Below are 12178 nucleotides of genomic sequence, written 5' to 3'. Positions count from 1 at the left end.
AAACCGAGAGTTCACAATGAATTCTCGGTTTCTTCTATTCAATTTAATCCAACAACTTAGCTAATTCTTGTGCCAAGAGTTGCTGTGCAACTTGTGGGTTGGCTTGTCCTTTTGTTGCTTTCATCAGGTAACCTGTGAAGGCCTTGTCCGCATTGCGTTTGCCAGACTTGAAGTCAGCCACTGCCGCTTCATTATCTTCAAAGACTTGATGGATAATCGGAATCAAGACCGCAGGATCTGAAATCTGTACCAAACCAGCTTTCTCAACATAAGCCTTAGCAGAGCCACCGTTTTTAGCCAAGTGGACAACGACTTGCTTGGCAATCTTAGACGAGATGGTTCCGTCCGCAATCAAGCCAATCATTTCCACCAGACTTTCAGGTGTCAATAAGATTTGTTCAATCGTCTTCTGATCAGTATTAAGGAATTGGGCAACGTCTCCTTGCAACCAGTTAGACACCTGCTTAGCATCACCACCTGCTGCTACTGCTGCTTCAAAGAAGTCAGACAGAGCCTTGGTAGACGTCAATTGACCAGCATCGTAGGCGGTCAAGCCCAAGTTTTCCACATAGTGAGCACGGCGAGCCTTTGGAAAGACTGGCAATTCTGCACGCACTTCCTCAATCCAACTATCATCAATCTCATAGAGCGGTAGGTCTGGCTCTGGGAAGTAACGGTAGTCAGCTGACCCTTCTTTGACACGCATGAGAATGGTTTCACCAGTAGACTCATCGTAACGACGTGTTTCCTGCTGGATTTGACCACCTGAACGCAAGATTTTTGCCTGACGTTCTACTTCATGCTGCAAGCCCTTACGAACATAGTTGAAGGAGTTGAGATTTTTCAACTCAGTCTTGGTACCAAATTTTTCTTGACCATAGGGACGAAGGGAAATGTTGGCATCCACGCGCATAGAACCCTCTTCCATCTTCACATCTGAAATACCAGTGTATTGGATGATTTCCTTGAGGGCTGTCAAGTAGGCATAGGCCTCTTCAGGAGAACGCATATCTGCTTCTGATACAATCTCAATCAAAGGAACACCCTGACGGTTGAGGTCCACATAAGAATAACCATCTGTCCCGTGAGTATTCTTACCTGCATCCTCTTCCAAATGCGCACGCTCGATACGAATTTTCTTAGTCGTACCGTCTTCTAGCTCAATCTCAATCCAACCATTGTAGCCAATCGGCTCGTCAAACTGGGAAATCTGATAGGCCTTAGGGTTATCAGGATAGAAATAGTTCTTACGGTCAAAGTGCATGTCCTTGTGAATGTCCATGTTCAAGGCCAAGGCAGCCTTGATACCAGCATCCACAACACCCTTATTAAGGACAGGAAGGACACCTGGGAAAGACCAGTCAATCACGTTGGTATTAGCATTTGGATCCTCACCAAAATGAGCAGATGAAGGTGAGAAAATTTTCGAGTTGGTATTCAACTCCACATGGACTTCTAGACCAATAATCGTTTCAAAGTTCATTAGTTAGCACCTCCAAAAATCACTGGTTGTTGCTTGTGGTAGTCTGTTGTCGCTTCAAAGGCAGCAGCCACTTGGTAAATGGTCTCTTCTGAGTATTTTGGACCAATCAACTGCAAACCGACTGGCAAACCTTCCACAAAACCAGCAGGAATAGAAATACCAGGGAGACCTGCCAAGTTTACAGGAATTGTTAACAAATCCGCCAAGTACATAGCGACAGGATCATGGTTGAGCGTATCCAAACCAAAGGCAACTGTCGGAGCTGTCGGCCCCAAAATCAAATCATAGTCCGCAAAGACTTTTTCAAAATCCTGGATAATCAAGGTCCGCACCTGACCAGCCTTCTTGAAGTAGGCATCGTAGTAACCAGATGACAGGCTGAAGGTTCCAAGCATGATACGGCGTTTGACTTCCTCGCCAAAACCTTGGCTACGGGTCTTCACGTAAATCTCATCCAAATTGGTCGCATCTTCTGCCCGGAAACCATAACGGATACCGTCAAAACGTTGCAAGTTAGAAGAAGCTTCTGACGAAGCGATGATGTAGTAAACAGCAACCCCATACTTAGAATGTGGCAGGCTAACTTCCTCGATAATCGCTCCCAGGCTTTCCAAGTGCTTAGCTGCCTTGAGAATGGTTTCCTTGACCTGCGGATCGATCCCTTCTCCCATGTATTCTTTTGGCAGAGCAATCTTCATACCCTTGATGTCCTGACCAATCTTGCTGGTGAAGTCAGCAATTTCATTGATCGTTGATGTAGCGTCCTTGACATCATGACCAGAGATGACATTGAGCAACTGGGCATTTTCCTTAACCGTCTGTGAAAATGGACCAATCTGGTCAAGAGATGAACCAAAGGCAATCAAACCAAAACGTGACACCGTTCCATAGGTCGGCTTCATACCGACGATACCATTAAAGGCTGCTGGTTGGCGAATAGAACCACCTGTATCAGAACCAAGTGACAAACGGACCTGACCTGCAGCAACAGCCGAAGCCGAACCACCTGATGAACCACCAGGAACTTTGGTCTGATCCCAAGCATTTTTGGTTGGTTTGAAGGCCGAATTTTCATTGGAGCCCCCCATGGCAAACTCGTCCATGTTGGTCTTACCAACAATAATCATATCCTTTGCATAGGCCTGAGCAATCGATGTCGCATCGAAAATCGGCTCGTAGTTATAGAGCATTTTTGAAGCTGCCGTGGTCAAAATCCCCTTGGTTGAGATATTGTCCTTAACTGCCAAAGGAATCCCTGCCATAACATTGTCCGCATCAATCCCTTTTTCATCAAGGGCCGCAGCCTGCGCCAAGGCCGCATCTTCTGTGATAGTCAAGAAAGCATCCACAGCTCCCTCACGGCTCTTAATGTCTTCCAAAGTTGCCTTGGTCAACTCCACCGCAGAAATCTCCTTTTTGACAAGGAGATCATGCAATTCATCAATAGTTTTATTGTTAAACGTCATTAGGCATCTCCTCCCCCGTCTAGAATAGCAGGTACCTTGATAAAGTTATCTTGTGATTCAGGCACATTTTTGAAAAGTTCCTCACGGCTCTCACCTTTTTGGGCAATATCTGCTCGCAAGACATTCTTACGGTCAGCCATAGTGGTCGTTACCGCAACACCTGTCGTATCTACTTCATTGAGCAATTCAACCATATCGACAATCTTGCTCAAACTTGTCGCAAATTCCGCTGTTTCTTGATCCGAAAATTCCAGCTTAGACAGCTTGGCAACGTGACGGACTTCAGCTTCAGAAATCTTCATTCTTACTTTCCTCCTAATGGAAATCTATCTTCTCATTATACCATATTTCCAGCCCCAGACAAAGGTAGAAATAACCTTAGATGGAAGCTTTTCCAGCAAAAAACCAGTCTAACGACTGGTTCCTAAACCCTAATCTACAATCGTCGCACCTAGCACATGTCGCAGATGGTTGAGAGCAAACTGATGACTCTCCTCCGTCAATGCGGCAATGGCAGAGACAACAACCTCAATCCGATAACCCTTATTATAGGCATCAATTGCTGTATGCAGGACACAGATATCAGACAGGACACCTGTCAAGACTACAGTATCCACCCGGCGTTCTCTCAAGCGAACATCCAAGTCCGTTCCAGAAAAGGCCGAATAGTGTCGCTTGTCCATCCAACGCACTCGCGCATGGTCCTTGTTTGCTTGATAAAAATCCGCCAAGGGACCATACAAATCTCGTCCCTGCGTTCCCATGATATTGTGAGGCGGAAAGAGCTTGCTTTCAGGATGCAGGTCATCCCCCTCTTCATGGCCATCAATGGCAAAGACGATATAGTCCCCATTTTCAAAGGCTTCTTTGGTCACTTGAGCAATCCGCTCAGCAATAGCCTGAGCAGGTTTTCCAGCGGTTAATCTGCCCTGGTCAGCCACAAAATCCACCGTATAATCAATCGAAATCAGCGCTTTTGTCATCTTAGTAATCGCGTTTCTTAATCTCATCAAAAATTGCTGGAATAAGGACCTTCAAATAAGTTCCTTTCATACCAAGCGAACGACTTTCAATAATCCCCGCACTTTCTAACTTACGGAGGGCATTAACAATGACCGATCGAGTAATACCGATACGGTCTGCAATAACAGAAGCCGTCAATTGCCCTTCATTACCGTTCAACTCGCCCAAGATAGCAGCAACAGCCTTCATTTCAGAATAAGAAAGGGTGTTAACCGCCATATTGACCGCTGCACGGCGACGAATATTTTTCTCATCTTCTTCTCTTTGGAAGTTGAGCAACTGGATGCCTACAACTGTCGAGGCAATTTCAACCAGAATCAAGTCATCTTCGTGGAATTGCTCCTCATTACGCCAGATAATCAAACTACCAAAGCGAATCCCTGTCACATGGATTGGAGCAATGGTCGTCAACCCCTTAGGATAAGTGCCACGTGACTCAACCGGAATGGCTGTCAATTCGCTTTCAACAGGCAGGTTGACCTGGGTATCATAAACCTGAGCTACTGCCTTAACATAGTCCTCAGGAAATTGTTTGTTTTGGAAAAACTCCTCAACCCGATCATTATTGGTCTTGTAGTTCATGTGATAGCCCAAGACCTCTCCTTCACTATTGATAATGCAAGCATTGCAGTCAATAATGTCCGATAAATGCTCAGCAATGGCATTGTAAGGTAGTTCCTCTGCCAATTGCTCCTCCGAACGCTTCAAAATCGAAGTAATGTCGCGCGTTTTTTCTAATAAAGTTGTCATAGTTTCCTCTTCTGTCTGTACTTGTTATCAGTATAACAAATTATAGGATATATTTCAATAATTATCAGAAAATTTGCTATTGTTGGAAAAGTAAGTACAATTTTTCATATCCTTTTCAAAGTCAAAAAAAAGGCGTTTTCGCCTTTTTATCGTTTGTATTGTGCTAAAAATCGTGTCATTTTTTCCTGAATTTCTGCTAACTCATCCACACGTGGTAGATAGACAATTCGGAAATGATCCGGATCTTTCCAGTTGAAACCACGACCATGAACCAGCAAAACTTTCTCCTGCTTCAAGAAATCCAAGACAAACTGCTCATCATCATCCACTCGGTACATGTCTCGGTCAATCTTTGGAAAGACATAGAGACCTGCCTTGGGTTTGACAGCTGACAAGCCTGGAATTTCATTGATAGCCTTGGTGATAAACTCTCTTTGTTCATAGAGACGACCACCCGGCATGAGTAATTTATCAACCGATTGAACCCCACCCAAAGAGGTCTGGACAACTTGCTGGGCCAAAACGTTTGAACACAGACGCATATTGGACAACATATTTAGTCCCTCAATGTAGCCTTTAACATGCTTTTTAGGACCTGACAGCACCATCCACCCCACACGGAAGCCACAGATTCGGTGGGATTTGGATAAACCGTTCATGGTCACGACAAATAAGTCAGGTGCCAGAGTTGCAATCGGAATATGAACTGCACCGTCAAAAACCATACGGTCATAAATTTCATCAGAGAAGATGATTAATTCATGCTGACGTGCCAGTTCAACAATCCCTTCCAAGACTTCTTTTGGATAGAGGGCACCAGTTGGGTTATTAGGATTGATCAAAACAATAGCCTTGGTACGCGAAGAAATCTTGGACTTCATGTCCTCCAAATCCGGATACCAGTCTGCCTCTTCATCACAAATATAGTGAATCGCATTGCCACCTGCCAAGCTGACAGCAGCTGTCCAAAGCGGATAGTCTGGCATAGGAACCAAGACCTCATCACCATTATCCAACAATCCTTGCATGGACATGGTAATCAATTCACTCACACCATTTCCAATATAGATATCTTCAATATCCACATTTGGGAAATTCTTAACCTGACAGTATTGCATAACAGCCTTACGGGCAGAAAAAATTCCCTTGCTATCGGAGTAGCCTTCTGACTTACGGGCATTGTGGATTAAATCACGAATCACCTCATCAGGAGCTGTAAAGCCAAACTCAGCTGGGTTTCCTGTATTCAAGCGCAGGATTTGCTCACCATTAGCACGCATGCGCATTGCTTCTTCTAGAACTGGGCCACGAATATCGTAAGCCACATGCTCTAATTTCATGGACTTTTCAAAATTTCTCATCTGCCACCTCGTCTTTCTATTGATAATATTTTAGCCTAAAACAAAAAAAATCACAAGAAAACTTTACTTTTTCCAGGAAAAGGCTTACAATAAAAGTGTAGCATATACTTCAATTTTTCGGTAGGAAAGGAGTGTTCCCTATGTCACAATCCTATCAAACCATTATGGTTGCTGTTGATGGCTCTACTGGTGCTGAACTAGCTCTACATAAGGCCATCCATGTTGCAAAGCGAAACAAGGCGCGTCTTTACATCATTCACGTGATTGATACAAGAGCCTTGCACAATGTTGTGGCTTTCGATGCCAGTGTCTATGAATCACTGGAAAGAGAGGCCAAAGAACTACTCATCACTTATAAACGAACGGCTGAAGAACAAGGACTCGAACAAGTGGATATCCTTATCGAGTTTGGAAATCCCAAAACCATGTTAGCAACGGATATCCCACAGCAAATCGAAGCCGATTTAATCTTACTCGGAGCAACCGGTCTCAACGCCTTTGAAAGACTACTCATCGGTTCTTCCTCTGAGTATATCATGCGGCATGCCTGCGTGGACCTCTTAATCGTTCGGGATAGCACCAAAACATTTTAAAAAGGACTAGCTGACTAGTCCTTTTTACTTGTCTGACATTGTGCTTCCAAAGCCATTTTTAATCGGCCTTCTGGTGCAAAATCCTTCTCCCAGTTGGCTGGTTTAAGAATTTTATGAGTCTTAGGATCGTAGTGAGCCTTACCATCTGGAAAAAATTTTCCCATATTGGCTTCGTGGACAATTTGGAAAAAAGGTGCTGGATCTAAGCCCATCAAAGCAAAGGTGCCGTATGTAAAATAGAGCAAATCAACAAGAGCATCAATTTGACCAACCCAGTCTCTTTTGACCGGTCCTTTTTTCATCACTTTTTGCTCTGCAAGATGCAAGCTAGCGCGTAATTCCTCTAGTCCAGCTTGAAAATCCTCTTCCGAGTCAAAACTCGCATGCAGGTACTCCACCATCTCTTCTAACTTGAATACCATACGAAATAGAGACTGGTCTGGACTCAACTCAGTTGGATGACCAGGTAGGGAACCATCCATTTTCAAATGAAAAGCCTGTGCCGATTCAAATGCAGATTGTTCTCTCATCCTAGCCCCTTTCCTTGACCAAGCCAAAACGCTCAAGAGCCTTGAAAATACCATCTTTGTTGTTGGAGTCTGTCACAAAAGATGCAGCTTTTTTAGCCTTCCGTGTCGCATTTTTCATCGCAACAGAATGCTCAACTCCTTCTAACATTTCCAAATCATTATTGGAATCTCCAAATACAATAACCTGGTCCAAACCAAATTGAAATTGATTGGCAAGACGCTGGATTCCTTGCAATTTAGAGCCACCTTTATTGATAATATCTGCTGCATAGGGACTAGACCGTGTAAATTCTAAACCAGGATACCGAGCTTGAAGTTTCGTCGTTTCCTTCTCTGTAGCTAGCAACAAGAGTTGGTAAATGGGCTGCTGTAGAATTTCTTCCACATTTGCCTCCTTCTGAGGACGCAGGCGTCTAATCAGACGATTAAAAATAAAATTCACCAATCCTGCCCACGATTCCGGAATCATACGGGAAATCCGATAAGCAAGGTGACCACCACCAAATGACATGATGCCACTTCCTGCCACCCCAGAAGCTGTTCCAAAGGACAGATCCTTGTTTTCTTGTCTGGCATACTGGATTAAAGAACGGACATCATCAACCTGAAGTGGATCAGCATAGAGGACTTTTTCCCGTGAAAAAATATACTGACCATTATAGGCAATCGCCAAGTCTAAACTAAGGGCAGCCATGTATTGAAGGATAAAACGTGGATCGCGACCAGTGGCAAGACCGACTAAAATGCCAGCTTCCTTTAACTGATTGATGGCAAAAATGGTGGACTGACTGACCGAACGATTATCCGTCAATAAGGTCCCGTCAATATCAAAAAAAACTGCCCGAATCTCCAAACCGTCTCACCTTCTTTCATGACATTTATGTTACAATTAGTATATCACAATCTTGAAAGAATATGAAAGAATATGAAAAATATCCTCGTCCTCCATACAGGAGGTACCATTTCCATGCAGGCCGATGAGAAAGGACAAGTTTCTTCTAGTCAAATCAATCCTATGACCCAAGTGACTTCACCACTAGACAATATCCAAGTGACTTCTGTTGATTTTCTCAATCTTCCAAGTCCACACATGACTCTTGAAGCCATGATGGCCCTTTACCAAAAAATCAAACTGGAAGCCGAGCAATTTGACGGCTTCGTCATTACACATGGTACCGATACCCTTGAAGAAACCGCCTATTTCCTCGATACAATGGCCATTCCTCAAAAGCCAATCGTCTTGACAGGAGCCATGCGGTCTTCCAACGAATTGGGCAGCGACGGAGTTTATAACTACCTCACTGCCCTTCGTGTCGCAGCAGATGACAAGTCCGCTGACAAGGGTGTTCTAGTTGTCATGAATGATGAAATCCATGCCGCAAAATACGTCACTAAAACTCATACGACCAACGTTTCCACCTTTCAAACTCCGACCCATGGCCCACTAGGTCTTGTCACCAAGAGGGAAATTCTCTTCTTCAAAACCGCAGAACCTCGCGTTCGTTTTGACTTAAACCACGTAGCTGGCCTAGTCCCAATCATCAAGAGCTATGCCGATATGGACCCCCTTCTTCTAGAATCCCTGGCCCATACAAACATTGACGGTGTTGTGATTGAAGCCTTAGGAGCCGGCAACCTGCCTCCAGCAGTCCTACCTGCCCTGGACAACCTGCTTGATAAGGGAATTCCAGTTGTCCTCGTTTCCCGCTGTTTTAACGGCATTGCAGAACCTGTGTATTCCTATCAAGGAGGCGGAGTGGATTTGGAAAACAAGGGTATCCTCTTCGTCAAAGAGTTAAATGCCCAAAAAGCACGAATTAAATTGCTCATTGCCCTAGAAGCCGGCCTAACTGGAAAAGAACTTGCCGACTATATTCAGGGCTAATAAAACATACCTAACAAATAAGCTGGTCCATCACGACCAGCTTTTTCTTAATCCAAATTCTCTTTCTCACGCAAATGCTTGGCTAAAATAGCCCATTCTGGCTTATTTTTCCAATCCTTCTCCGACACAATCTGGCTGGCTACCCGCCTTGCTTCCTCCAAAATAGCGTAATCTTCAACAATATTGGCCACTTGAAATTCAGGCAAACCAGATTGACGGGTTCCGAAAATCTCACCTGCCCCCCGCATTTTCAAGTCCTCCTCAGCCAGCACAAAACCGTCCGTCGTTTCCGTCATAATCTTCATCCGGTCCTTCCCAGAATCCGTCTTAGGATTGGCAACCAAGACCGCGTAGGATTGCTTACTACCACGACCAACACGACCACGAAGCTGGTGTAGCTGACTGAGCCCAAACCGATCCGCATCCATGATGATCATGACCGTCGCATTTGGAACATTGACTCCCACCTCGATAACCGTCGTAGAAACCAAGACATCCGTCTTCCCAGCCTTAAACTCCTGCATAATGGCTTCTTTCTCATCATTCTTCATCCGACCATGCAAGAGGGCGACACTGGCTCTCTCACCAAAGTAGGCAACCAATTCCTCCTTCAAATCCACCGCATTTTTCAAATCCAAAGCTTCAGACTCCTCAATCAAGGGCGAAATGACATAAACCTGAGCCCCTTTGGCCACTTCCTTGTCCAGCCATTCTAAAACGACTGGCAGCTGCTCGTGCTTGACCCAACGCGTGACAATAGGCTTTCTACCAGCTGGCAACTGATTGATAATGGATACATCCATTTCCCCAAAAGCCGTAATAGCCAAAGTCCGCGGAATCGGCGTCGCCGTCATCATCAAGACATCAGGATTGGCTCCCTTCTCCCTCAAAAGCCGCCGCTGCTTGACACCGAAACGATGCTGCTCATCCGTCACCACTAAGCCCAACTGATGATAGACCACTCCCTCCTGGATTAAGGCGTGCGTACCCACGATCAAATCGACCTCACCCGACTCAATTGCCGCCAAGGCAGCCCGACGCGATGCCGCCTTCATTCCTCCCGTCAGTAAGGCAATCGATAGGTCAGGAAAAAGCTGACGCAAACTCTCGAAGTGTTGTTCTGCCAGAATCTCCGTAGGAACCATGATGGCCGATTGCATACCAGCCGTATAGGCGGCATACATGGCCAAACCTGCAACAACAGTCTTCCCAGACCCCACATCTCCCTGTAACAGACGATTCATGTGGCCGCCTGAGGACATGTCGCACAAGATTTCATCCAAAGCAGACTGCTGTGCTTCCGTCAATGCGAAAGGAAGACCAGCAATTTTCTCCTCCATCAAACTTCTCTGGTAGGAAATGACCAGGCCGTTGGATTCCGCCTTATTTTCAACCTTTAGAACTTGCAAGTTCAACTGAAAATAAAACAATTCCTCAAATTTTACTCGCCTTAAAGCCTGCTTATATTCCTCCAAATCTCTAGGAAAATGCATAGCAAAGGCTGCCTGTTTCCGAGGTAACAAGCGATATTTCTCCAACAAGATAGCCGGCAAATTTTCCTCAATTAAATCAAAATATCCCCTATCGACCGCGGCTTGGACTAATTTCACAAGATTAGCCTGAGATATCCCTTGTGCCACATGGTAAATCGGCTGTAAATCCTCCGAAGATTGGGCAACAATTTTCATCCCAGTCAAACTAGCTTTCGCCTTATCCCATTTTCCCCAAATAGCAATTTCCTGTCCAACCTCAACTTTATCTGCTAAATATGGCTGATTAAAAAAAGAAACTGCAATAATTGCTTCACCTTGCTTGATCGAAAAACGCAGACGATTGCGCTTGAACCCATAATACTGTACATTAGCAGGGGTCGAAACAGTTCCAACAACAACTGCCTTCTCACCATCTACCAAATCCAAAAAAGACTTAGAAGCAAAATCTTCGTACCGAAATGGATAATAAACAACAAGGTCTTCCACCGTATACAAATCTAACTTCTGAAATTTTTCAACTGCCTTTGGTCCAACACCAGGCAAGACCAAAAGACTATCTTTCAAACTTATCATAACACTATTATATCAAATAATATGAAAAAAGAAGGCCAAGCCTCCAGAAAACAAAAAAAAGCAACTCACAGTTGCTTCCATCGGGAAGACAGGATTCGAACCTGCGACACCTTGGTCCCAAACCAAGTACTCTACCAAGCTGAGCTACTTCCCGATATCATTAAAAATAAACCTCCCCTAATGTTCTACATTAAGCGAGTGATGCACCCTAGAGGAGTCGAACCTCTAACCGCCTGATTCGTAGTCAGGTACTCTATCCAATTGAGCTAAGGGTGCTCGTCATGCCGAGGACCGGAATCGAACCGGTACGATGTTGCCATCGCAGGATTTTAAGTCCTGTGCGTCTGCCTGTTCCGCCACCCCGGCCTCTCAAAGCGAACGACGGGATTCGAACCCGCGACCCCCACCTTGGCAAGGTGGTGTTCTACCACTGAACTACGTTCGCAATCTTTTCTTAATGCCGGCTACATGACTTGAACACGCGACCCTCTGATTACAAATCAGATGCTCTACCAACTGAGCTAAGCCGGCCTATTATTATTATCTATGCGGGTTAAGGGACTTGAACCCCCACGCCCGAAAGCGCCAGATCCTAAATCTGGTGCGTCTGCCAATTCCGCCAAACCCGCATATGACTCGTGCTGGGCTCGAACCAGCGACCCATTGATTAAAAGTCAATTGCTCTACCAACTGAGCTAACGAGTCTTTAAATTATAGAATTAACTATTATGTAGAAAGACTCCCGTCTTTCCTTATCTATCTTACTTGAAACATCACACTGTGATGTTTCAACGGTCCCGACGGGAATCGAACCCGCGATCTTCGCCGTGACAGGGCGACGTGATAACCGCTACACTACGGGACCTATGGGAGTTAACGGGATCGAACCGCTGACCCTCTGCTTGTAAGGCAGATGCTCTCCCAGCTGAGCTAAACTCCCTTGCGCTAAGCGACTACCGTATCTCACAGGGGGCAACCCCCAACTACTTCAGGCGTTCTAGGGCTTAACTGCTGTGTTCGG

General features: G+C 45.1%; 11 protein-coding genes and 9 tRNA genes. 2 read left to right on the top strand and 18 right to left on the bottom strand.

The genetic code is table 11. The features are described from left to right. Positions 1-43 precede the first annotated feature (43 nt). From gatB to JNG37_RS06400, 6 genes are all read right to left on the bottom strand, one after another. Positions 44-1483 (bottom strand): Asp-tRNA(Asn)/Glu-tRNA(Gln) amidotransferase subunit GatB, encoded by a 1440-nt coding sequence (gene gatB / locus JNG37_RS06425; protein ID WP_158456878.1) that lies wholly within the window; start codon positions 1481-1483, stop codon positions 44-46. Then, a complete protein-coding gene (gene gatA, locus JNG37_RS06420; RefSeq protein ID WP_158456880.1) occupies positions 1483-2949 on the bottom strand; it encodes an Asp-tRNA(Asn)/Glu-tRNA(Gln) amidotransferase subunit GatA in 1467 nt (488 codons plus the stop codon). The genes gatB and gatA overlap by 1 nt, the downstream gene beginning before the upstream one ends. Continuing rightward, positions 2949-3251: an Asp-tRNA(Asn)/Glu-tRNA(Gln) amidotransferase subunit GatC gene (gene gatC, locus JNG37_RS06415; RefSeq protein ID WP_011921930.1), complete on the bottom strand. Its 303-nt coding sequence runs from the start codon at positions 3249-3251 to the stop codon at positions 2949-2951. Before gatC ends, gatA begins: the two co-directional genes overlap by 1 nt. Before the next feature lie 129 nt (positions 3252-3380). After that, positions 3381-3932 carry a cysteine hydrolase family protein gene (locus JNG37_RS06410; protein ID WP_158456916.1) on the bottom strand — a complete coding sequence of 184 codons (552 nt, stop codon included), beginning with the start codon at positions 3930-3932 and terminating at the stop codon, positions 3381-3383. A 1-nt stretch (position 3933) separates the two neighbouring features. Further along, on the bottom strand, positions 3934-4722 hold the full coding sequence (gene codY, locus JNG37_RS06405) for a GTP-sensing pleiotropic transcriptional regulator CodY (RefSeq protein ID WP_158456882.1): 789 nt from the start codon (positions 4720-4722) through the stop codon (positions 3934-3936). Positions 4723-4868: 146 nt separating this feature from the next. Beyond that, on the bottom strand, positions 4869-6083 hold the full coding sequence (locus tag JNG37_RS06400) for a pyridoxal phosphate-dependent aminotransferase (protein WP_158456884.1): 1215 nt from the start codon (positions 6081-6083) through the stop codon (positions 4869-4871). Positions 6084-6223: 140 nt separating this feature from the next. On the opposite strand from JNG37_RS06400, the gene JNG37_RS06395 reads away from it, so the two are divergent. Further along, positions 6224-6676: a universal stress protein gene (locus JNG37_RS06395; RefSeq protein ID WP_158456886.1), complete on the top strand. Its 453-nt coding sequence runs from the start codon at positions 6224-6226 to the stop codon at positions 6674-6676. Between the two features lie 14 nt (positions 6677-6690). Here the strand turns inward: JNG37_RS06395 and JNG37_RS09900 are convergent, their stop codons facing one another. Beyond that, positions 6691-7206: a pyrophosphohydrolase domain-containing protein gene (locus JNG37_RS09900; RefSeq protein WP_238336281.1), complete on the bottom strand. Its 516-nt coding sequence runs from the start codon at positions 7204-7206 to the stop codon at positions 6691-6693. 1 nt (position 7207) lies between these two features. After that, positions 7208-8059, bottom strand: coding sequence for an HAD family hydrolase (locus JNG37_RS09895; RefSeq protein ID WP_158456889.1), 852 nt, complete (start codon positions 8057-8059; stop codon positions 7208-7210). 72 nt (positions 8060-8131) lie between these two features. Between JNG37_RS09895 and JNG37_RS06385 the strand changes: the two genes are divergently transcribed. After that, the gene (locus JNG37_RS06385) at positions 8132-9091 is read left to right on the top strand and encodes an asparaginase (protein ID WP_158456891.1); all 960 of its coding nucleotides are present in this window, start codon (positions 8132-8134) and stop codon (positions 9089-9091) included. Positions 9092-9138: 47 nt separating this feature from the next. On the opposite strand, the gene recG is transcribed toward JNG37_RS06385, so the two are convergent. The 10 genes from recG to JNG37_RS06335 all read right to left on the bottom strand — a co-directional run bounded on the left by recG (position 9139) and on the right by JNG37_RS06335 (position 12097). Next, positions 9139-11154 carry an ATP-dependent DNA helicase RecG gene (gene recG / locus JNG37_RS06380; RefSeq protein WP_187321632.1) on the bottom strand — a complete coding sequence of 672 codons (2016 nt, stop codon included), beginning with the start codon at positions 11152-11154 and terminating at the stop codon, positions 9139-9141. 83 nt (positions 11155-11237) lie between these two features. Next, a tRNA-Pro gene (locus JNG37_RS06375) sits at positions 11238-11311 on the bottom strand. 48 nt (positions 11312-11359) lie between these two features. Continuing rightward, positions 11360-11433, bottom strand: a tRNA-Arg gene (locus tag JNG37_RS06370). A gap of 6 nt (positions 11434-11439) precedes the next feature. Beyond that, positions 11440-11523, bottom strand: a tRNA-Leu gene (locus JNG37_RS06365). 7 nt (positions 11524-11530) lie between these two features. Then, positions 11531-11602 (bottom strand) — tRNA-Gly (locus JNG37_RS06360). A gap of 13 nt (positions 11603-11615) precedes the next feature. Continuing rightward, a tRNA-Thr gene (locus tag JNG37_RS06355) sits at positions 11616-11688 on the bottom strand. Positions 11689-11704: 16 nt separating this feature from the next. Beyond that, positions 11705-11786, bottom strand: a tRNA-Leu gene (locus JNG37_RS06350). Positions 11787-11789: 3 nt separating this feature from the next. Continuing rightward, a tRNA-Lys gene (locus tag JNG37_RS06345) sits at positions 11790-11862 on the bottom strand. 87 nt (positions 11863-11949) lie between these two features. After that, a tRNA-Asp gene (locus JNG37_RS06340) sits at positions 11950-12022 on the bottom strand. 2 nt (positions 12023-12024) lie between these two features. Next, positions 12025-12097 (bottom strand) — tRNA-Val (locus tag JNG37_RS06335). Positions 12098-12178 lie beyond the last annotated feature (81 nt).

This window comes from Streptococcus suis (genome assembly GCF_016775005.1).
GTDB classification, from domain to species: Bacteria; Bacillota; Bacilli; order Lactobacillales; family Streptococcaceae; genus Streptococcus; species Streptococcus suivaginalis.
This window is presented reverse-complemented; position numbering and strand designations above follow the sequence as displayed.